This is a genomic window from bacterium (assembly GCA_021372515.1).
Lineage (GTDB): Bacteria > Gemmatimonadota > Glassbacteria > GWA2-58-10 > GWA2-58-10 > JAJFUG01.
This window is the reverse complement of record JAJFUG010000008.1, coordinates 1-22611: the sequence shown is the minus strand read 5'-3', so window position 1 is coordinate 22611 and position 22611 is coordinate 1. Positions and strand designations below refer to the sequence as shown.

The 22611-nt window shown below is 65.0% G+C and carries 15 protein-coding genes; 12 read left to right on the top strand and 3 right to left on the bottom strand.

What is annotated here, in order from left to right; translation table 11 throughout:
- The first annotated feature begins 3 nt into the window (after nt 1-3).
- From LLH00_00575 to LLH00_00560, 4 genes are all read left to right on the top strand, one after another.
- Entirely contained in the window at nt 4-1407 is a 1404-nt protein-coding gene (locus LLH00_00575) for a DUF4832 domain-containing protein (protein MCE5269761.1), read from the top strand.
- Nucleotides 1408-1470: 63 nt separating this feature from the next.
- Nucleotides 1471-3195 carry a hypothetical protein gene (locus LLH00_00570; protein MCE5269760.1) on the top strand — a complete coding sequence of 575 codons (1725 nt, stop codon included), beginning with the start codon at nt 1471-1473 and terminating at the stop codon, nt 3193-3195.
- A 177-nt stretch (nt 3196-3372) separates the two neighbouring features.
- Nucleotides 3373-5091 (top strand): hypothetical protein, encoded by a 1719-nt coding sequence (locus tag LLH00_00565; GenBank protein ID MCE5269759.1) that lies wholly within the window; start codon nt 3373-3375, stop codon nt 5089-5091.
- Between the two features lie 24 nt (nt 5092-5115).
- Nucleotides 5116-6855: a hypothetical protein gene (locus tag LLH00_00560; protein ID MCE5269758.1), complete on the top strand. Its 1740-nt coding sequence runs from the start codon at nt 5116-5118 to the stop codon at nt 6853-6855.
- Nucleotides 6856-7012: 157 nt separating this feature from the next.
- Here LLH00_00560 and LLH00_00555 read toward each other — a convergent pair whose 3' ends face one another.
- From LLH00_00555 to LLH00_00545, 3 genes are all read right to left on the bottom strand, one after another.
- A complete protein-coding gene (locus LLH00_00555; protein MCE5269757.1) occupies nt 7013-10348 on the bottom strand; it encodes a DUF5107 domain-containing protein in 3336 nt (1111 codons plus the stop codon).
- Between the two features lie 447 nt (nt 10349-10795).
- Nucleotides 10796-11962 carry a hypothetical protein gene (locus LLH00_00550; protein MCE5269756.1) on the bottom strand — a complete coding sequence of 389 codons (1167 nt, stop codon included), beginning with the start codon at nt 11960-11962 and terminating at the stop codon, nt 10796-10798.
- A 312-nt stretch (nt 11963-12274) separates the two neighbouring features.
- The gene (locus LLH00_00545; GenBank protein MCE5269755.1) at nt 12275-13489 is read right to left on the bottom strand and encodes a hypothetical protein; all 1215 of its coding nucleotides are present in this window, start codon (nt 13487-13489) and stop codon (nt 12275-12277) included.
- Between the two features lie 303 nt (nt 13490-13792).
- Between LLH00_00545 and LLH00_00540 the strand changes: the two genes are divergently transcribed.
- The 8 genes from LLH00_00540 to LLH00_00505 form a co-directional block, all read left to right on the top strand.
- Nucleotides 13793-14395 (top strand): response regulator, encoded by a 603-nt coding sequence (locus LLH00_00540; GenBank protein ID MCE5269754.1) that lies wholly within the window; start codon nt 13793-13795, stop codon nt 14393-14395.
- A gap of 198 nt (nt 14396-14593) precedes the next feature.
- Nucleotides 14594-16393: a TonB-dependent receptor gene (locus LLH00_00535; protein MCE5269753.1), complete on the top strand. Its 1800-nt coding sequence runs from the start codon at nt 14594-14596 to the stop codon at nt 16391-16393.
- Between the two features lie 48 nt (nt 16394-16441).
- Nucleotides 16442-17404 (top strand): ABC transporter substrate-binding protein, encoded by a 963-nt coding sequence (locus tag LLH00_00530; GenBank protein ID MCE5269752.1) that lies wholly within the window; start codon nt 16442-16444, stop codon nt 17402-17404.
- Entirely contained in the window at nt 17405-19114 is a 1710-nt protein-coding gene (locus LLH00_00525; GenBank protein MCE5269751.1) for a cell wall metabolism sensor histidine kinase WalK, read from the top strand.
- Complete coding sequence (locus tag LLH00_00520; protein ID MCE5269750.1) at nt 19095-19475, top strand: response regulator; 381 nt, start codon at nt 19095-19097, stop codon at nt 19473-19475. Before LLH00_00525 ends, LLH00_00520 begins: the two co-directional genes overlap by 20 nt.
- Nucleotides 19472-20524, top strand: a complete 1053-nt coding sequence (locus tag LLH00_00515) for a response regulator (GenBank protein MCE5269749.1) — start codon at nt 19472-19474, stop codon at nt 20522-20524. The genes LLH00_00520 and LLH00_00515 overlap by 4 nt, the downstream gene beginning before the upstream one ends.
- A complete protein-coding gene (locus LLH00_00510) occupies nt 20517-22289 on the top strand; it encodes a cobalamin-dependent protein (protein MCE5269748.1) in 1773 nt (590 codons plus the stop codon). Before LLH00_00515 ends, LLH00_00510 begins: the two co-directional genes overlap by 8 nt.
- Nucleotides 22290-22309: 20 nt before the next feature.
- Nucleotides 22310-22611: class I SAM-dependent methyltransferase (locus LLH00_00505; GenBank protein ID MCE5269747.1), on the top strand; the 302-nt coding region annotated here is incomplete at its 3' end.

Sequence of the window (22611 nt, the reverse complement as noted above, 5' to 3'; positions counted from 1 at the left end):
CTTATGCTTTCTGGAACGAGATGGCTGCTTGTCCCGGCTTTTGCCGCCCTTCTGCTCGCGCAGGCCGCCGGCTGCGCCAAGACCCGCACGGTCACGGTCAATCCTGTGGAGACCGACGAGGTGCTGGTCAACCCCGGGATAGGGTTCACCACGTTCTACAGTTTCAACGGCGACCCAATCAACGCCCATTACCCGGAATGCTCCATTGCCTATTTCCGCTGGTACTGGGACGTGCTGGAGCCCGTGGAGGGCCAGGTCAATTTCGCGCTGATCGACTCGGTCCTGGCGCTCTGCCACGCCCACGGCCAGCGCCTGGCTTTCCGCGTGATGTGCCAGAACGGGCACGAGGTGGCCGACAAGTCGGTCACGGTCAAGTACGAAGTCCCGCTCTGGTACGTGCACAGCGGGGCCAAGGGCTGGCTCTACCCGGACAGGCAGCACTGGCAGCCGGATTACGACGACCCGCTGTTCCTGGAAAAACACGGCGCCCTGATCCGAGCCCTGGCGGCGCGCTACGACGGACACCCCGACCTGGACCACATGGATATCGGCTCGGTCGGACGCTGGGGCGAGTGGCACACCGAGGGCCTGCCGCTGCCCATGCCCACGCTCGAAAACCACGAGAAAGTGATCGACCTCTACGTGGACAATTTCAAGAAGACCCCGCTGGTGATGAACCTCGAGGAAAGTCCGGCCACGGCCTACGCCATCTCGCGCGGAACCGGCTGGCGCGCCGACTGCCTGGGTGACATGAGCGTGGGCGAGTTTGTCGACGAGAACGGCAACGGCGAAAACCACCAGCTCAACCGCTACCCGCGCATAATCGGCAAGTTTGTCCCGCCCGAGGTCTGGAAAACCGCCCCGGTGGTGTTCGAGACCTGCTGGAACATGGGCTACTGGGCCGAGCAGGGCTGGGATGTCGACTCGATCCTGAACCAGGCCCTGGACTGGCACATCTCGGTGCTGAACAACAAGTCGTTCGACGTGCCCGAGGCCATCCGCCCCAACGTGGACAAGTTCCTCAAGCGCATGGGCTACCGTTTTGTCCTGGCCTCGCTCGACTACCCGGAGAAGGTTTTCGCCGGGGACTCGCTGAACGTGGAGATGAACTGGCTCAACCGCGGCGTGGCCCCCTGCTACGGACGATACGAGCTGACTCTGGCCCTGCGCCACCCCCAGACCGGCGAGACCACGGTCTGCCCGACCGGCCAGGCGGTGTGCGGCTGGCTGCCCGGCGAGACAAAGGTGAGCGCCGCGCTCCAGGCGCCGCCGCAGCTCGCCGCCGGCAGCTATGACTTTCTGGTGGGCCTGGTCGATCCGGCGGACGGCCAGCCAAAGGTCAAACTCGCCATCCAGGGCCGTCAGGCGGACGGTTGGTACAAGGTGGGTGCTCTGACGATAAGATAAGGTTCGAGGTTGCTTAACCGAGGTGTGTCCGGTCACTTTAACCCGCTCAAGGAGTCCGGCTCGATGAGAACCCTGTCCGCAGTCCTGCTGTTCAGCCTGGTCTGCCTGGCCGCCTGCGGCAAGACAGACAACCGCTATCCCTACCGCTGGGTCTATGTCTCCAACAGCCTGCGCAGCGATGAAGACGTGAGCAAGGTGGAGCAGATTATCCAGACCGCGGCCGACCACGGCCTCAACGGTATCCTCTTCTCCTGCGGCTGTGACCATCTGGACATGCAGCCGGCCGAGTACGTCGACCGCCTGGGCGCGGTGAAAAAATTCGCCGAGGAGCGCGGGGTGGAGATCATCCCCTCTATTTTCTCCATCGGTTACGGCGGCACCTCGCTGGCCCACGACCGCAACCTGGCCGAGGGCCTGCCGGTCACGGACGCCCTGTTCGTGGTCAAGGGCGGTGAGGCCACGTTCACTCCCGATTCGCCCGAGGGCCTGAAGAACGGCTCCTTCGAGAAGGTCGAGGGGGACAAGATCGCCGATTTCGACTACCAGGGCGACACCGCGGGCAAGGTGTTCGTGGACAAGGAAACGGTCAAGGAGGGCAAGGCCGCCCTGCGTTTCGAGTCGGCGGCCGACACCCTGGATGAGGACGAGCACCACGAGCGCATCGCGCTCAGCCAGACTTTCGCGGTCAAGCCGGGGCGCACCTACCGCGTGAGCGCCTGGCTGAAGACCGAGGGACTGGACGCCTCCAAGCCGTTCAGCTCGGGCAACGTGCGGATCAAGACCTACGCCGCCGAGGACAACCACCAGCTCGAATGGATCAACATCAACGCCCCCGCCGGCGGCGACTGGCAGCAGGTCAACCTGGGCTTCAACAGCCTGGGCTACGACAAGGTGAAAATAGTGCTGGGCCCCAGCGGCGAGTCGGCCGGCAAGTTCTGGCTGGACGGCCTCGAGGTGCGCGAGGTGGGTCTGGTCAACGTGCTGCGCCGCCCCGGCTGCCCGCTGCTGGTCAAGAGCGACAAGGACGGCACGCTCTACGAGGAGGGTAAGGATTTCGCCGAGGTATCAGACCCGAACCTCAATTTCGACTGGGACCACGACTGCCCGTCGATCAAGCTGATCGAGGGCGGAGCGATCAAGGACGGCGAGCGGCTGCGCGTCAGCTACTACCACGGCACGCATGTCTACGACGGCCAGGTCACGATCTGCATGAGCGAGCCAAAGACCTACGAAATCTGGCGCGACAACGCCCGTCTGATGAAAGAGAAGTTCGGCTTCAAGAAATATTTCTTCCACATGGACGAGATCCGCGCGGGCGGCACCTGCGCCGCCTGCACCGAGCGCCACCTGCCCATGGCCGAAATCCTGGGCGACTGCATCACCAAGGCTTATGGCATCATCAAGGAAGTCGAGCCCGAGGCCGAGATATTCATCTGGTCCGACATGATCGACCCCAACCACAACGCCACGAACAAGCGGCCCTACTACTACCACGTGCCCGAGAACTACTACGGCTCCTGGGAGCATATCCCCAAGGACCTGGTCGTGGCCTGCTGGTGGTACGACATGCGCGAGAAGAGCCTGGCCCATTTCTCGGGCCTGGGCTTCCGCACCATCGGAGCGTCCTACTACGACGGGGACGACCTGGAGAACATCAAGGGCTGGCTCGAATCCCTGAGCAAGACCCCGGGCGCCAGCGGCATCATCTACACCACCTGGCTGGAGAAATACGCCCTGCTGCCCGATTTCGGCGACCTGGTCTCCAAGGCCGAGCGGCCCAAGCTCTGATGCCGGTTAACGGTTCAGGCCGGGACAAAGTTGAGTACTGCGCAGGGGCGGTCCACCGTGGCTGCCCCTGCCCTCCTTATCCCCCGCGGCCCCGGCCGTGGGGTGTATTTTCCTTACGGGCGACGAGATAGAGTGTCCGAATAGTTGTTAACCCGAACGATTTAAGGAGAGAGGTCCATGAAAAGATTCTTCGTCCTGGCACTGCTGGCGTTCCTGGCCCTGGGAGCAGTCAACGCCAATGCGCAGCAGGGAAAAATCTATCCCTACCGCTTCATTTACCTGCACGGCAAAGCCCTGGAAGACATGGCCCAGGTGGAGCTGGTGCGCAATCTGGCCCGCACGGCCAAGGACCACGGCCTCAACGGCATTATCCTGAGCGCCATGCTCGACCGTCTGCCCCTGGAGCCGCCTTACAACGTAAAGAACCTCTACGAAATCAAGCGTATCTGCGACAGTTGCGACGTGGAGCTGATCCCGGGAGTCTGCCCGATGGGCTACAACGCGCCCACCCTGGCCTGGGACAAGAACCTTCTGGAGGGCCTGCCGGTCAAGGATGTCCTGTTCGAGGTCAAAGGCGGCCTGGCGAATGTGGTTCCCGACCCGGCTGTCTCGATCCCCAACGGCGGGTTCGAGGAAGCCGCGGGGACGCTGCCCGCCGGCTGGGAGCAGGTAGTCAAGAAAGGCGCCCTGCTCAGCCTGGACAGCAAAGTGTGCAAGAGCGGCAAGAACTCGCTGCGGGTCGAGATGACCGACCAGATCGCCGACCTGTCGGGTGAGTTCCAGGACTGGGGTTCCCTGGTCTCGCGCAAAATCCCTGTGCACCCCGGACGCTGCTACCGCCTGAGCTGCTGGGTCAGGACCCAGGGCCTGGACGGCCGCGGGGATGTGTTCCCGATGCTGGTCCAGGGGGCGAACGGCCGCCGCTTGCAGTACTACATCCCGGTGGTGCCGGCCACCTCGGACGGCTGGGTGCTGGCCCAGGTCGGGTTCAACAGCCTGGAAAACACCGATGTGACTGTCTCGGTCGGCTGCCCCTCGGGCAAGAGCGGCAAGTTCTGGATCGATGACTACAGTATCGCCGAGGAAGGCCTGATCAACGTGATCCGCCGCGAGGGCGCCCCGCTGGTGGTCAAGTCCGACAAGAGCGGCCAGGTTTACACCGAGGGCCGTGACTTCGCCCGGGTCGAGGACCCGCTCAAGACCCTGCTCTTCGACCATCCCGCCCCGGCCATCCGGATCATCCCCGGCGGCTACATCAAAGAGGGCGAGCGCCTGCGGGTCAGTTTCTACAACAACTACCCGATCTACAACGGCCAGACCCCGGCCTGCATCTCCGAGCCGCGCTACTATGACATCTGCCGCCAGGTGATCACCCTGCTGGACGGGATCATCAAGCCGAAGAAGTATTTCTTTGGCCTGGACGAGCTGCGCATGTGCGGCAACTGCGAGACCTGCAAGGCCCGCGGCCTGACCCCCGGACAGTTGGCCGCCGACTGCATCACCCGTCAGCGCGACATAGTCAAGTCGATCAACCCGGATGCCGAAATCTTCGTCTGGACCGACATGTTCGACCCCAACCACAACGCCGGGAACCAGCACGGCCAGAACTACTATTACCATGTGGACGGGACGTTCGAGGGCTCCTGGAACTACCTGCCCAAGGACGTGATCATGGTCTGCTGGTATGGCGAGGTGCGCGACAAGAGCCTGGCGCATTTCAACAGCCTGGGCCTGCGCACCCTCGGCTCAAGCTCCGGTGGCCTCGACACCGCCCGCGGCTGGCTCAAATCCCTGGATGCCACCAGCGGCGCGGTGGGGATCATGTACACAACCTGGAACGAGAATTTCAATGCCCTTTCGCAGTTCGGCGACCTGGTCAACCGGAAACTCAAGTAAGCCTCTTCACAGGGAGAATCGAAAATGAAGCGTAACATTTTGCTCTTATTACTGTCCCTGGCCGCGCTGCTCGCGGTTTCCTGCAGCCGCGGCACGGTCTATCCGATCCGCTGGAACTACATCTCCACCGGACTGCAGAGCGACGAGGAGCTGGCCCGGGTCGAGGGCTTGGTGAAAGTGGGCCACGAGCACGGGCTGAACGGGTTCCTGCTCTCCGCCGCTTTCGACCAGATCGACCAGAAGGGCGAGGACTACCTGCGCCGCCTGTACCACCTGCGCGACCTGTGCGACAGCCTGCATGTCGATATCGCCGCCGGTTGCCTGAACGTGGGCTACAACGGCGGCCTGCTCTCGCACAACCGCAACCTGGCCGAGGGCATGCCCGTGGTGGATGCCCTGTTCGTGGCCGGCAAGACCGAGGCTGTCCTTACCGCCGACCCGGCGGTCGGGATACCCAACGGCGGCTTCGAGAGCGGACAGGACGGGCATCCGGACGGGTTCAGCCTCAGCGACAGCGTGGCCGACTGCGTGGCCTTGGACCGCGAGGTGTTCCACGGCGGCCAGGCCGGCCTGCGCATCCAGAACCTGGAAAGCGCGGAGGCGGGCTCCCGGGCCGGCGTCCTGAGCGTGAGCATCCCGGTCCAGCCGAAACGCTGCTACCGCCTGCGGGTCTGGATCAAGGTCGAGGACATGGGTGAAAGCCAGCCCTTCGGCTCGGGCAACCTTCGCCTGACCGCCATCGGGGCCGGACACCAGGAGCTCTGCTACCGCAACATCCGCGACCCCAAGACCTCCGACTGGTTCGAGGCCGAGGTGGGGTTCAACAGCTTCGGCAACGACAAGGTGGAAATCTCGTTCGGAGTGCAGGAGCGCACCCCGGGCCGGATCTGGTTCGACGACCTCTCCATCGAGGAAATCGGCCTGGTAAACGTGCTGCGCCGTCCGGGAGCGCCGCTCAGCGTACGCGGCGAGAAAAGCGGGGTGGAGTATGAGGAAGGCCGTGATTTCGCCCCTGTCTCCGACCCGCAGATGGACTACGATTTCGAGCACGACGGCCCCGGGATCGGCATTCTACCCGGCTCGCGGATCAAGCCCGGCGAGCGCCTGCGCGTGAGCTGGTACCACGCTACCCAGATCTACAACGACCAGGTCACCTGCTGCATGTCCGAGCCCGAGGTTTACGAGATCTGGAGCCGCACCGTGCCGCTCATCAAGCAGCACCTTCACCCGAAGTACTATTTCCTGAACGTGGACGAGGTCCGGGTGGGCGGCACCTGCAAAGCCTGCGCCGACCGCCACCTGAGCATGGGCGAGATCATCGGCGACTGCGTGCAGAAACAGGTGGAGATAGTCAAGGCCGCCGACCCGAACGCCGAGATCGTCATCTGGTCCGACATGTTCGACCCCAACCACAACGCCAACAACCGTCACGGCGACAACTACTATCTCTGCGCCGGCAACTACGACAAGAGCTGGGAGCACCTGCCCAAGGGCCTCATCATCGCCTGCTGGTTTTACGAGGTGCGTGACAAGAGCCTCAAATTCTTCTCCGACCTGGGCTACCGCACGTTCGCCTGCGGCTATTACGACGCCGACAACCTGGACCACGACGCGGCCTGGCTCGCATCGCTGGATGCCACCCCCGGCGCGCTGGGGATCATGTACACGAGCTGGCTGGACAAGTTCGAGCTGCTGCCGGCGTTCGGCGATCTCGTATCGGCCCCGCGCAAACACACCGCAGGGCCGCTGCCCGGATCGAAATAGGGCCTCGGATGGCAAGGTAACCCAAAACAGCGTAGGGGCGGGTTTAAAACCCGCCCCTACGTTTATTCAGCCCTTTTTCATGGAACTGCCCTTCAAGGGCGACCGGCTGGTCGCCCCTGACTTTTTCTTTCCTGCACCTCACGGCGCCCCGCGCCGCCTATTTCATCCGGGCCAACTGCCAGGCCGCCCCGGTGTGGGTGACATCCAGCTCCAGGACCTTGCTGAACTCGGCTTTGGCCCCCGCGATGTCCCCTTTGCCGGCCAGCCCCAGGCCGATCAGGTAATGTGCCTCCGCCAGCGTGCCCTCGTGGGTCGCGCGGTGGCCGAACTTGGCGAAGAAAGCCGCCTCCTGGTCCGGATTGAGCAGCTTGCCGCCCTCTTCCCGCAGGGCTCCAAACGCCTGCTCCGCCTCGGGGCCGCGTCCCAGCGCCTGCATGGCCATACCCTGCGCCCAGAGAAGCTCGGAGGGCGGCTGCTTACGCTCCAGGGCCTTCTCGAAGCTCTCCGTGGCCTTGGCCTTGTCACCCAGGCCCTGGTGCGCCAGGCCGATGAAATAGTAGACCTCGCACTCCGGCCCGCCGTCCGCGGGACGGCCCACCTCGAGGTTGTCGGGGTATTCCAGGGCGGCCTGGAAATCGGTCAGGGCGCGCTTGTAGTCCTTGCGGCGAAGGTAGCTGTCCCCGCGCAGCAGGCAGGCGCTCACGTAGACCCCGTGGATCTCGCCACCGCCCTCCCAGGTGTGGAAATGGTGGCCGCGCAGAAGTTCCAGGGCGCGGTCGTAGCGCCCCAGGCGCACCATCAGCTCGATCTCGCGCGAGAGCAGCTCATCACTGGCCAGGGCCAAGGAATGGGATTTTTCGAGGATGGCCAGGCGCTTTTCCGGGGCCATCTTCCCGGCCTCGTACATCTGGTCCAGTTCCAGGCGGATGCGCTTATCCCGCGGGGCCAGCTTGGCCGCAGCCTCCAGGCCGGCCGTGGCGGCCGGGATGTCCTTGCGCACATTGAGGTAGGCCAGGCCCAGGTTGCGCTGCAGCACGGCCAGAGACGGGTCCAGGCTGCGGGCGCTCTCCCAGCAGGCTATTGCCGCCTCGGGCTGGCCCTCGTACAGAAGGTTGCCCAGGTAGTAGGGCGCCCGGGCATCCTTGGGCGCGGCGGCGATGGCCTGGCGCAGCACGCCGATTGTCTCCAGGCGGAACGGGAACACGTAGTCCGGGCTCTGCTGGGCGGCTCGGGCCAGGCTGGCCTCGGCCGCGGCGCTCTGGCCCAGACTGCGCTGCAGGGCGGACAGGTAGTACAGCACAAGCGGGTTCACCTTGCCGCTCACCGGGGCCAGAGGCGCGAGCACCTGCACCGCCTCGGCGTCCAGGCCGGCGTTCATGTACTCGCAGGCCACCTCCAGGCGGGTCTGGAACTGGTCGGCGATCCCCTCTTTCCGCGCAGCCAGCGGGTCGCCGCTCTCGCCCTGATCCAGGGCCAGCTCGCAGGCAGCCAGCATGTCCAGGCAATCGGTGGCTGCGGCCTGGGCGGCCAGGGCGGCGGCCTCACCGCCGCGGCCCAGACGGCGCAGGACAGCGGCTTTAAGGCAGAGGATACGGATATCCGGGTTGTTGGTCGACCAGGCGCGCTCCAGGTGCTCCAGCGCCGCTGTGAAATCCCCCCGCCGGCATTCCAGGCGCGCGATGTCCAGGAACGACTGTGAGTACCAGGCCGCGCTCCAGCTCGCCCGGTAGAAAGCCTCCTCGGCCCCGGCCAGGTCACCCAGGAACCCGCGCGTCACGCCCAGGTAGTAGAGCGCCTCGCCGTCCCGTGGACGGGTGTACTGGGCCGTGACCCGGGCCACCGCGGCCTCGTACAGCTTGCGGGCCTCCTCGAAACGTCCCCGCTTCAGGTACAGAAGGCCCAGCGCGTTGTTGACCCGGTAATCGCCGGGATCGCGCTTCAGGGCCTCCTCGTAATACGGGTCCGGCTCCAGGGCCGCGCTGTGGAACTGTTCCAGGCGCTGCCCGGCCAGAAGAAGCTCCTCGTTGGTCTTGATCTTTTCAGGCCGCTCCGGCGGGGTGACCGCCCCGGGCTTCGGCGAGGGCTCACGCCTGACCGGCTGATAGGAAACCAGCTCCGCTCCGGATTTGTCGTACAGGGCGGCGCGCAGCTCGGTCTCCTGGGCCCCGGCGGGCAGGTCCAGCGTGGCGGTGAAAGGACGGGCCGGGCTGAGGTCGGCAGTCTGCTCCAGCACCTTTTCCCCGCCGCGGGTCAGTTCCACCCGGCAGCCGGGACGGTCGGAGGTGACGTTGAACCCCAGCTTGGCCTTGCCGTCCTCAACGCTCAGGTTGACCGCGGCCTCGGTGTTGGCGTTTTTCGCCCCGCCGATGGCGCGGATCGGGTACCAGCGCTGGGTGAACCGCTTCACCTCGCCGGGCTGGATCCAGGAATAGTCCGGCTGGTTGTCGGAGTAGGCCCCGACCATGATCTCGATGTAGGGGCCGTCGGAATCGGTCAGGATCTTGTCCCAGGCCTGGGCTTCCGTGCCCGGGCCCCATTCCCAGAGTTTCTTGCCCGGCACCAGGTGATGGTCGGCCACGTGCAGCACCCCGGCCCCCAGGCCGTGGTTGTAGCCGCCCATGAAATCCTCGCCCGCCTCGAAAGCGAAGATCGAGATGGGCGAGGGGTGGCTTTTCCACCAGCTCAGATCACGGCCGCCGGCATAGCCCTCGAGCCCGTTGTAGACATTGTCCGACCAGGGCCAGCGGGTGAACTCGTGCTTGGCGTGGTATACACCCCAGTCCACCGAGGGTGGGAAAATTACCTGGTACGAGGAGTCGGCGTGCACCGAGACATTCGCCCAGTAGAGGAAACTGGTGGTGAACGGGGTGGGGTTCACGATCCGGCCCGTGGCCTCGACCCAGGAGCGCCCGGGACTCAGGGTCAGGCCGACCATCCACTTGAGCCGCTGGCGCAGCTCGGTCTCGCCCACCCAGACCGTCGCGCCGCCGTCCGGGTTCTGCTCCAGTTTGTAGTCCACCGGCATGAACGTGCTGGCCCGGTGGTGGTGCGGGACGTTCCATTCCACGCCGCCCGAAATCCAGGCGCCTAACATCCCGATCAGCGCCGGCTTGATCACGTGCTGACGGTAGAAGAAATCGTAGTTGTCGGTCTTGTCCACAGCCGAGAACAGACGGCCGCCCAGCTCCGGGATCACGCAGATCTTGACGTATTCGTTCTCCAGGTAGACCGCGCGGTAGGTGCGGGGCACGCTGCGGTCGCTCAGGCTGTCCAGGAACTCGTAGGGATAGACCCGTCCCTGCGCCCCCTGGTAGCGCCGGGTGCCGTAGAAAATCGGGTTCTTTTCGGCCTGGCCGACCGGGTAGGTGGGCAGGGTGAGGTCCTCCTCCCAGATCCGAACCTGGTCCACCGCGAGCAGAACCGTGGGACTCTGGAGCAGCATCACACTCAGGACAAGGGTTGCGACGAGCAGCCTGTTTCGAAGCGTTCGCATAAATATGTCCTTATAAAAGGGGATGGAAGTGAGTTGAACCTGCCTGGCCTTGAACAACACTTAAACCGGAGTATAATATAGACTTCGACGGCGGGAAGGGACAGAGTGTTCAGCCGGTCCCCGGCAATTTCTTTCGCGCCGGCCCGGCCGGTGCCGTCCCACCGGCCGCGGACCGGGTGCGGGGCCTGGCCCCAAGCCCTTATTGACCGGCGGTTATCAAGAATTATGCCCGCGGGAGGGATTCAGCCGGCGCGCCGGTTTCCAGGCGCTGTCAGTCGCAGGGCCCGGGTGTAATTTCTCATTTCCAGAAATGCGGTTCTCAGTTCTGCGGATGGAAACGCTTGCGGCGTGAATGACAAGAGGACGGCCGCCGCCCCGGCAACCGTCCTCTCTCGATATCGTTCACATCGCAAAGATTGAAGCAACCGGGGTCGTATTCCGGGCAGTTCAACCCGCCGCGGCCAGGCTCTCCCGGCCCGGCTCGTGGACCAGGCAGCCCCCGGCCCGGTACAGCAGGACATCCTGGTCCAGGTTGGCGGTGAACGGGTTCGGAGTCAGCAGGTACTGCTGCAGGTCCAGGGTCATCAGGACCGCGGGCTGGTCCAGCCCGGCGTAGGGCCGCACGCCCAGGTCGTTCACGGCCAGGAACCCGTAGCGGTGGAATTTCATGCGCTTGCTCGGGTGGACTGCGATGACGAACCAGTTGCGCCGCGGCGCCGAGGCCACCGAATCGACCACCACCAGATCGAACAGCCGGCGCTCGATGCCCAGGCGGTGACGGCGCCAGCGGGCGGGCACGGCCAGGCGCGACAGCTCGCAGACCTCCGGCGACACAGTGGCCCCGGTGATCGAGTGCATCGAGGCGAACCCCGGCTGATAATCCTCCAGCTCATCCGGGATCAGGCCGAAAGACTCGCAGGCGGGCAGGGGCGCCCCGGCCCCGTCGGCAACCAGGCTGCGCATGCCGTGCAGCTCGCCCAGGCGCGAGACCAGCGCGCTCAGCGGCCCATCGCCCCCGCTGCGGATTATACGCAGCGTCCCGCCCAGCTCGCTTTCCCCCCGGTGGTGCACGAACGCGCCCAGGATGATCGAGCGCGGGTCGAGGCAGTCGCATTCCAGGGGCGGGCAGCGGTCATCGATATAGCCTGTTTCCAGGTAGACCTCACGGCGCAGGCGGAACGCGGTCTCCAGTTCGGACTCATCGGTCAGGCGGCGCACCTCCAGCCATTCGGTGTCGTAACCCCGCGGCATCCGGCTCAGGCTCGCGCGCAGCTCCAGGGCGCCGTTGACAGCCGCCAGGAGCTGTTTCAGGCCGAACGGCTTGCGCAGGCTCTCCACCACCATGCCCCGGCAACCCACACCCGGCAGCGGCAGGACTATCGCCAGGTAGCCGGCTTTGACCGCGCCGGAGGGGTTGTCAGCCAGCACCATGCGCTCCCCGCGTTCCCACGAGCCCTCCAGGACGAGCAGAGCGGGATCGAACAGCCTGACCGCCGTACCCAGCACCGCCGGACTGTCCAGCCCCAGCGCCCTGAACCCCCGTCCGCCGAGCACCGCCAGAAGGGCCTCGTGCAACGCCGGATCGGAATCACGGAACAGTATCGTCTCTTTCATCCTCGCCTCCAGGCTTAAACTGTGGCCTGCCGCCGTCAGAAGCCCGTCCCACAAAACCTTGCCGGGACGGCCCCTCTGTCTGTGAATTATTATACGCCTGCAATCCGAATTCTATCAAAAATTAGTTGCTTTATTGCAGGAGAAGGAAAATATGCTTGCGGAATTAAATCTGCGAAGTAAATATGGCGGGAAAAACAAATTAAATCAATGATTTTTTTATCAAATTACATGTTATCTATTATTTATATATGATGAGATAGACATAAGTTAGAGCTTAGAAGTTTGTTATGTTTTGCCCCGAATTCTCCCCTTTCAGACCGTCTGACCCGCTGCGACCCGCCCTTTTTGCTCGTTTTCCTCGGCCACCGCGTGCGAAAGATAGCCCGCTGCCCGGTAAAGCAGGAGCTCCAGCTCCAGGCTGGCGCTGAACGGGTTGGGCGTGGTCAGATAGTGCTGCAGGTCCAGGCTGAGCAGGATCGCCGGCTGGTTCAGCCCGGCGTAGGGGCGCACCCCCAGCTGGTCGAGCACCCGGAAGCCGAAACGCTCGAACTTGGCCTGGCGCGAGGGGTGCACCGCGATCACGAACCAGTTGCGGCGCGGGTTGCCGGCCATCGAATCGACCACGATCATCTGGAACAGCATCCGCTCGATCCCGAAACGGCTGAGCCGCCAGGGCCGCGCGATAGCCAGGCGGCTCAGCTCGCAGACCTCACCGCCCGCCCGGCGGCCGCAGGCCGACTCGCGCCCGCCGAACCCGGGCAGAAAGACCTCCAGCTCTCCGGCCCCCAGGCCGAATGTCTTTAGTGCCGGCAGCTCGGGGCACACTTCCGAGGCGGCCGATTCACACCAGGACGGCTCGTAGCGCCGCACCACGCGCTCGACAGCCTCGCTGCAGGTCGGGGTGCCCTCTGTCCCGCGGCGGATGATACGGATGGTGCCGGCCAACTCGCGCTGAGCGCCCTGAACATGGAACGCCCCGAAATGGATCGAGTTGCGGTCGTAATGGTCGTACTCCAGCGGGAGGGCGCCCGCTTGGATGAACCCGGTCTCGCGATAGACCTCCTGCCGCAGGCGCAACGCCGCCTCGATCTCGCTGTCGTCGCTCAGACGCTTGACCTCCAGCCATTCCCGGCCGGGACGGCAGTGGCGGTTCAGGCGCTCGCGCACGGCCAGGGCGCTGCTGATCCCGCCCAGCAGCTCCCGCGTGCCGAACGGCTTGCGCAGGCGCTCCAGCACCAGGCCGCGCGCCCCGGAGGCTGTCCCGGATGATCCGGCCGCCAGCGGCAGCACCAGCGACAAGTCGCCGTCCTGCACCGGTACCGCACCGCCGCCGCCCAGGCTCACTGTCTCCCCGCGCTCCCAGGTCGCCTCGAACAGCACCAGCTCTGGGGCGAGCATCCGCACCGCCTTGTCCAGCTTGGAGGGGTCGCCCAGCGAAACCGGGTAGAAACCCTTGCGCAGCAGACGGCTGAACAGTGCCTCACGCAACGAACGGTCCGAGTCCCACAGCACGATACGGCAATCCATGTTCTTCTCCTGGGATAATATTTCCGCACGGGGCCTGACGCCGACGGTCGTTTTTTCCGACTGGCACCCACGGATTTTCAGCTTTTCATGATGGAAGACTTTAGAAAAGTTTGAGTTCAGTGTTGCAGACTTCCGGTCTGGGCCAGCTCTGTTCCAGACAGCGCGAAGCTTTTAAGACAACTTCCATGCCACATTTTTTTCCGTCGGGGCATTGATTTTTCTTGACAGGTTTGATATACTGAAGAAATTATATAGGTATAATACTATTGTTATGTTTGGTTTGTTTTATACGGAGACGCCGCCATGTCTCGAAAATCTCTGCCCGATATGATTCCCGACCCGCCTCTGACCACGGGTGACATCGCACGCTACTGCCACACCACGGTCATGCAGGTCAACCGCTGGATCAAGAGCGGGGCGCTCAAGGCGTTCCGCAACCCCGGAGGACAGCACCGGGTGACACGCGAGGAGTTCAAGAAATTTCTTCAGCGCAACGGTATGCCGGTGGTGGATGAGTATTTCGTGGGCGGAAGGAAGAAAAAAGTCCTGGTGGCCGATGACGACCCGGCGGTGGTGGATGCCGTGAGCCGGGTGCTGGCCGCCGCGGTGGGCAACCTGGAAATCGAGACCGCGGTGGACGGCTACGAGACCCTGATCAAGGCCGGGGATTTCAAGCCCGACCTGCTCATCCTGGACATCCGGATGCCGCAGCTCGACGGCCTCGAGGTCTGCCGCCGCCTGCGCGGCAACCCCAATGTCAACCCGGAGATGAAAATCCTGGCCGTCACCGGCCACAGCGAAGCCTACGATAAGGAGGCCGTTTCGGCCAACGGGGCGAACGACTACATGCTCAAACCGTTCGACATAAAGACCCTCCTGGAGCATGTCCGCCCGCTGCTGGGCTGACCGCCGCCGGGACAGTCTTCCTCAAACCGGTTCGCAACTCCGGCCGACCCGCGCCGGACCTTGATATAAACTTCCGCCAGGACAAGGAGAACAAAGGCTATGAGGACCCGAGACGCCAGCCCATGGCTGGGGCCGCTGCTCTGTATTGCGGGTTTTACTCTCGCCGTGGCGCCCTCCCAGTGCCGCGCCGAGAATGAAATGACCGAAAGACTGTTCTTCCAGCCGATCGAGAAGGTCATCACCGCCGGGCGCACCGAGCAGAGCATCGAGCGCGCCCCGGCCACGGTGACAGTGATCTCAGCCGCCGAGATCAAGGCCTCCGGCGCCCTGACCGTCCCCGAGCTGCTGCGTTTCGTCCCCGGTCTGGACGTGATGACCGTGAGCGCCTCCCACGCCGAGGTCAACGCCCGCGGCCTCAACCAGCTTCTGTCCAATAAGATGCTGGTGTTGATCGACGGCCGCTCGGTGTATTTCGATTTCTTCGGCGGTGTGGTCTGGGAGGGCCTGCCCGTGCTGCTCGACCAGATCGACCGCATCGAGGTGGTGCGCAGCCCCAGCAGCGCCCTCTACGGGGCCAACGCTTTCAGCGGCGTGATCAACATCATCACCAAGACCCCGCGCCAGATCAAGGGTGACCAGGTCAAGGTCCAGGTGGGCGAGAACGGCACCCTGTTCAGCTCGTTCCTGGCCGGGGTCCAGCGCGGCGACACCGATTTCCGGGCCGCTCTCGGCTCGCGCCGCCTGAACAGCCTGGCCGATACGGACCACAATTCCGAGAACGTGGTCCTGGGCAACCTCTACCTGGGCCACCGTTTCGAGAACGACCTGCGGCTCTCGGTGGAGGGCGGCCTGAGCTACGGCTCGGTCGAGCAGGTGGTGCGCATCGAGCAGAACGATTTCGACGCCACCACGACCTACGCCAAGCTCAACCTGGAGCACTCCGATTTCCATTTCCAGGCTTTCTGGAACCGCGGGGACGAGACCGGCGACCCGATCTTCTCGCCCGGCGAGGATGTCTCGATCCTCTACAACACGGTCGACCTCGAGGCCCAGAACATGAGCGAGATCGGGGGCAATAACACCCTGATCTACGGCGCCTCCTACCGCCTGAACACCATCCAGTCCAACATCATCGACCGCGACCACAGCCAGAACCTTCTGGCCGCCTATTTCCAGGACGAGTACCGCCTGGTGCCCGAGGTGAGCCTGCTGGTCGGGGCGCGCCTGGACCATCACCCCCTGGTGGGGGCCAGTTTCAGCCCGCGCGGCAGCCTGATCTACAGCCCCCGCGCCGATCACACCCTGCGTTTCTCGGTGGGGCAGGCTTTCCGCAACCCCTCGTTCACCGACTCCTATTTCCGCCTGATGACCCCCACCGGGCTGCAGATCGTGGGTCAGCCCGACCTGGAGAGCGAGAAGAACACCACCTGGGAGCTGGGCTACACTTTCTTCCCCAGCCACACTTTCCGCGCCGAGATCGATCTGTTCACCTACCGATTCCGCGACTACATCGGTCCGGACGCTCCACACCTGGAGGATGGCGTTCCGGTGCAGTCGTTCCACAACCTGGGCAGCGCCCGGGCCAGCGGGTTCGAGCTTAGCGCCGACCTGGTGCCGGTCTACTGGATGAAACTCTCGGCCAACTACAGCTACCAGGACCTGCAGAACCATTACACGGTGAGCCGCCAGCAGCGCCCGCCCAAGCATAAGGCCGCGTTCAAGGCCTTTTTCACCATGCCGCACGGCGCCTCGCTGGCTTTCCTGACCGGGTACACCGGACGCACGGTGTGGGAGATTCCGACCCAGACCGGCGACTACCTGCCCGTGGAACTCGATTCCTACCTGCGCTGCGACACCCGGCTGGCCTGGAACATCGGCAAGCGCGGGCCAGAAATATTCGTCGCCGCGCTCGACCTGTTCAACAGCCGGAAGCTGGAATACCCTCTGGCCGAAAAAACCCGCCGCCGTCTGACCGCGGGCCTCAATTTCGGGTTCTGATTCAGTACTCGCAACCGGCGGGATTATTCTGCGATGGTGCTGACAAAGGTGTCAAGACATATACCGCGATGGCTGACTCTCATCTGCGCCCTGCTGCTGGGGCTGCCCTCCTCCTGGACTGTCCAGGCCCGGACTCTGCGGGTGGTCCTCATCAAAAGCGACCGGGTCTGGCATGAGTACAGCGAGACCTCGCGTGTGATCGCCTCGACCCTGCGTGAGAGCAGCCTGTCCGTGGAGGTCGAGGAAACGTTCCTCGAAAGCGACCCGGCGCGCCTTCCCGCGTTCTGGAAGTCCCTGGGCCAGAAACAGCCCGACCTTCTGATCACGGTCGGCACTCCGGCCACCCGTTCCGGTATGCAGTACGCCGGAAACCTGCCCCTCATTTTCACACTTGTCCTTGACAATCCAACCGGTGAGGATGCAAACTCTACTCCGGACCTGCCGGCCTCCGGCGTAACCCTGCTGGTCCCGCTGCGCGAACAGTTGCAGATGATCCGTCAGGCGCTGCCCGAGGCGCGCCGAGTGGGGCTGCTCTACAGCCGTTCGAGCGCCGCTCTCTACAGCGCGGTGATCCGTCAGGCCGATGAGCTGGGGCTGCGCCTGGAGCCGCGCGTGATCAGCGGCGAGCGGGATGTCCCCGAGGCGCTGCGCTCGCTGCTGCCGGATGTGGACGTGGTCTGGATGCCGCCCGACAACCTGGTCTACGACAGCCGGATCATCCGTTTCATCCTGCTCGAATGTTTCCAGAACAGCGTACCCATTATCGCCGCCAGCCGGGCGGTGGCCGAGGCCGGCACTCCGCTGGCCCTGGGTGTGGACTACTCCGACATCGGGCGCCAGACCGCGGAGATGGCCCTGCGCCGTCTGAGCGGCGCCGAATCGGGGACGCGGGTGGTGGGGCCGCGGCGGGTGCAGCTCTACATCAACGATTTCGTCGCTTCCAGCCTGGGGCTGAACATACCCAAAGCCGTGCGGGATAAAGCCGTGATCGTGCGTAACGGAGGCAGTTGAATGCTGCAAACCCTCGTCCGGTCAATACGCTCGCGCCTGAAAGCCAAATCCATCCTGGCGGTGGTGCTGCTGATCATAGCCATCTCCACCACCCTGACCACCTTTTTCCTCTCCCGTCAGCGCAGCTCGATGATGGACGAGCTGGCCAAGCGCGCCCTCTCACTCTCCGGCAACCTGGCGTTCAACAGCCAGTATGCCGTGCTCTCGCGCGACACCGTGACCATCAAGACCCTCATCTCCGGCGTGCTCAAGGAGAGCGAGATCGAGCGGGTGCTGATCACCGACCTGAAAGGCCAGGTCCTGGTGCTGGCCGACTCCGGCGGGATAACGGTCACGCCCAACGCCCGCTCCTCCCGGCTGGACATGCCCTCCGACCCGCGCTGGAAGCTCGGAGGCGAGCTGGACACCCTGACCAGCCGCCGCTGGTACTCCACCCCGCGGCCCGACCTCTGGCGCGCCGCCACCCTGATCGAAATCGAGCGCAAGACGCCCGAGAACGACGAGATGCTGCTGTTCGCGCCGCCCACTGCCGGGGCCTCGAGCGCGGGCTCGGCCGTGCTGAGGCAGAAACTGGGCTTCGCCGTGCTGGATGTCTCGCTGGCCAGCCTGCACGACGCCCTGGAGGCCGGAACGCGCAAGGCCGTGCTCATCTCGCTGCTGATGGTCGCCGGCGGGTCGCTGATCACCGTGCTGATGGTGGGCCATGTGGCCGGACCGGTGTTCGAGCTGGCCGGCGCCACCCAGGCCGTGGCCCGCGGAGACCTCGACCGCAAGGTGAGCGTGGAGCGCGAGGACGAGATCGGCGTGCTGGCCGAATCGTTCAACAACATGATCGATCAGCTCAAGGCCTCGCGCGAGAAAATCGAGGCCTGGAACCGCGAGCTCGAGGCCAGCGTCCAGGAGCGCACCCGCGAGCTGGAGGCCAAGCACGCCGAGCTGGGGCGCGCCTACGAGGCCCTTAAGACCCTGGACAAGGCCAAGGACGATTTCCTCTCCCTGGTCTCCCACGAGCTGCGCACACCGCTCAGCTCGATCCTGCTTTACTCCGAGATGCTGCTCGACGGCCTGGCCGACTCCGAGGAAAGCCGCACCGAGTTCCTCGGCACGATTGTCGACAACTGCAAGCGCCTGACCCGCCTGATCAACGACGTGCTCGACCTGAGCAAGATCGAGGCTGGACGGATGCGTTTCAAGCTGGACAAGCTGGAGTTCCGCGCCGTGGTGGCCGACACGCTCAACGGCCTGAAACCCTCGATCGAGGCCAAGCGCATAGCCTTCGAGTACCGGGAGATCCAAGCTCCCGACCTGCGGCTCTGGGGCGATTACGACAAGGTGATCCAGGTCCTGACCAACATCGTCTCGAACGCCGTGCGTTTCACCCCCGAGAACGGGCGGATCAGCGTGGAGCTGAGCCGGCGTGACGGGATGGGCCTGGTGACAGTCTCGGACACGGGCAAGGGCATCCGCGGCGATGACATCTCTAAAGTCTTCGACCGCTTCGGCCAGTTGGAGAGCATCGACCACCACTCCGAGGGCAGCGGCCTGGGGATGACCATCTCCAAGTCCATCATCGAGCGCCTGGGCGGCGAGATCTGGATCGAGAGCGAACTCGGCCGTGGGACCACAGTCCTGTTCACCCTGCTGGATGCCGACATGCGCACCGCCCTGGAGGGAGAGAACGAGGAAAGCGATGAGCCAAAGCCGGCATAAGATTCTGATCGTGGACGATGAGCGCATGCTCAGGCTGGGCCTGGCCCGCTGCCTGGAGAACGCCGGTTTCGAGACCTTGACCAGCGAGGACGGCGAGCAGGCGCTGGCCCTGGTGCGCAGCGAGAAACCCGACCTGGTGCTGCTGGACGTGATGATGCGCGGGATGAACGGGCTGCAGGTCTGCCGCGCCCTGCGCGGCGACCCGGACACCAGCCGGGTGCGGATCGTGTTCCTCTCGGCCCGCGGCCAGGAGCGCGAGAGGGCCGAGGGCCTGGAGGCCGGCGCCGACTACTACATGACCAAACCTTTCGACTACCGCGACCTGATCCGCGTGGTCAAACAGTTGCTGGAGAACGGATGATGGAGACACAAACCGGGCAGGCCGAGACCACCGACCACCCCCCGGCGGGCACCGAGGGCGGCTATCGCTCGCTCGTGCTGGTGGTGGATGACGACACCGCCATCCGGCGCGGACTGTCGTTCCTGCTGGCCAAGGAGGGGCACTCCACGCTCGAGGCGGCCGATGGCGCCCAGGCGCTGGCGCTGGTGCGCAGCCAGCGTCCCGACCTGATCCTGCTCGACATGATGATGCCCCATATCAGCGGGATCGAGGTCTGCCGCATCATCAAGTCCGGCGAGGACACCCGCCTCATCCCGGTGGTGATGATCACCGCGGTCAACAACCCGGATGACAAGATCGCCGCGATCGAAGCCGGGGCGGATGATTTCCTGAACAAGCCGGTCAACCTGGCCGAGCTGCGCGCCCGCGTGCGCTCGCTGCTCAGGATGAAGCACCTGAACGACCTGCTCGAGCGGGCCGACATGGTGATCGCCTCCCTGGCCAACGCCATCGAGGCCAAGGACAAGTACACCGAGGGCCACAACGAGCGCGTCTCGCTCTACTCCGTGGCCCTGGGCCGCTCGGTCGGGCTGGATGAGCACGATCTCGCCCTGATCCGCATGGCCGGCATCCTCCACGACATCGGCAAGATCGGCGTCCCGGACAGCATCCTGAACAAGGAGGGCCCTCTGGACGGCAACGAGCGCGAAAGCATTTTCACCCACCCGGACAACGGCAACAAGATCCTCAAGCCCCTGCGCTCGCTGGCCGATGTGCGCGAGGTGGTGCTCTGCCATCATGAGCGCTTCGACGGGCGAGGGTATCCGCGCGGTCTGCGCGCGCAGGAGATTCCACTGCTGGCCCGGATAGTCTCCATCGCCGACAGCTACGACGCCATGACCACCACCCGCTCCTACCGCAAGGCCCTCAGCCGCGAGACCGCCCTGGAGGAACTGCGGCGCAACGCGGGCATAATGTGGGACCCGTCCCTGGTCGAGGCCTTCATCAGCCTGGCCGAATCCGGCGGGCTGGACTCGCTGCCGGCAGTGGGGGAGAGCCGCGATGCCTGAACTCATCCTCTGGAATTCGGTGGCCGGGCGGCGGCGCTCGCCGGGCGACACGTTCCTCGAAAACGGGCTGGCCCTGCTCGAGACCGCACTGAGCCGGGACGGCTACGCGGTTGAGGTGGTGGACTGGGCGCGCGGCGGGCTGTGGGAGAGTTTCACCCCCAAGCCCCTGGCCCGTCTGAGCCACACCCTGGCCGAAAGGCTGGTGGCGCAGCCGGGAGCCGCCGCGCCGGGACGGCTCGCCCGCAAGCTCTACGGCAACGCTTTCTTCCTGCTGCAGGAGAGTGTCGCCCGCACCCAGCGGCGACGCCAGAGGCGCATGCTGCGAGAGCTGGCCCTGCGGGTGCGCGACTCGGGCTGCCGGGTCCTGGGGATCAAGACCTGGTACGGCGAGGCTTTCACCGCGGCGCGCAGCCTGGCCGCCATGCTGCGCCAGCTCGCCCCCGGGGTGCTGATCGTGGCCGGCGGCCCGCACGCCTCGATCTACCGCGAGGCGATCCTGGAGGATGGGCTGTTCGACCTGGTGGTGGCCGGCAGCGGCGAGAAGCCCCTGGCCCGCCTGCTCGGACTGGCCCGCAAATCTGACAGCCGCGGAAGCCTCCTCGCCGCCCTGGCCGAGCCACTGGCGCGCGGCGAGCTGGGCAACTCCATGCTGCGCGTGGACGGCCGTATCTGCACCGCTCCCGCCGTGCCCGACACGGCCGAGGACAAGATCATCCCGGTGTATTCCACCGACACGCGCGGCAAAACGATGATACACGTGCTGGTCGACTCCCTGGGCTGCCCCTGGGGCAAATGCAGTTTCTGCGTGCATTCGCGCATCTACCCCCAGCATTCCCTGCGCCCTGCGGACCAGGTGGTGCGGGAGATAGAATACCAAATCGGGCATGGGATCGGCATCTTCCGTTTCGCCGGCTCCTCCACCACACTGGAGCTGGCCGAGGACATCGCCGCACGGCTCCTGGAGCGCGGCCTGAGCGTGATATTCTCGATGTTCGCCCGGGCCGAAACCGGCGCGGCCGACCCGGCCGTGCGAGCACGGGTGGTGGAAGCGTACCGGGTGCTGACCCGCGCCGGCCTGCGCGCCGTGTTCCTGGGGGCCGAGTCCGGCTCGGACAAGGCCAACGCCGCGGTGATGAACAAGGGCGCCCGGCGCGAGGACCTGATCGCAACCGTGAGCGCCATGCGCGAGGCAGCCCGCGCCGAGGGCGTGCACCTGGACATCGGCCTGTCGCTGATCTACCCTGCGCCCACCCGCGGTAAGTTCAGTCTCCAGGAGCTGGCCGCGGATGACCTGTCGCTGGTCGAGGCCTGCGGCCCCGACTCGGTGCTGGTCAGCCCGCCCGCGCCGTTCCCCGGCGCCGACTGGTTCGAGCAGCGCCAGAGCTACGGTTTCGAGCTGGCCGATAGTTTCGTGCGGGACATGCTGGAGTACGACTATGTCCTGTACAAGCCGCCCTCGATGTGGCCGGATGTGGGCCTGCGCCTGGAGGGCCGCGGCCTGCGCAGCATCCTGGCCGAGTGCCAGGGCCTGCGAGCGGAGCTGGAGAAACGGGGGATTATCACCGAGGTCACGGACGAGCATTTTCTGATGCTGCGGGCCGCCGGGTTCGAGGGAGCCGCCGGGGCCGCCGCTTTCAAGCGCGCCGCCCTGATCGGCCTGCTCTCCTGCGACTACCGCTGGATGGACGGGCTGCAAGACAAGGTCAACCGGGTCAGCCGAGAAATCGCCGCGCGCAACGCCGAACGGAGCACAGTGTCCAACTGAGAGCGAGGGAGAGGGTAAAGATGAAGAGGGTCCCCGAAAACGGAGCCATGGATGACCCCCGCGAGGTGGAATCCTACGACCAGCTCTCCAGGCAGCACCTGGGCCTGGTGGAGCGCAAGTTCATCCAGCGCCTGCTGTCTCTTCTGAAAAGCAAGAGAAGGCCCCTCGTGCTGGATGTGGGCGCCGGGCCGGGCAATATCCCCCTCGAGCTGGCACGACGCCGCGAGGACGCCCGCCTGGTGGCGGTGGACCTGTCCTCCGGCATGCTGCGCCTGGCACGCGAGAAATTCCGCGGCCAGGGCCTGACCGGCCAGTTCCGGGT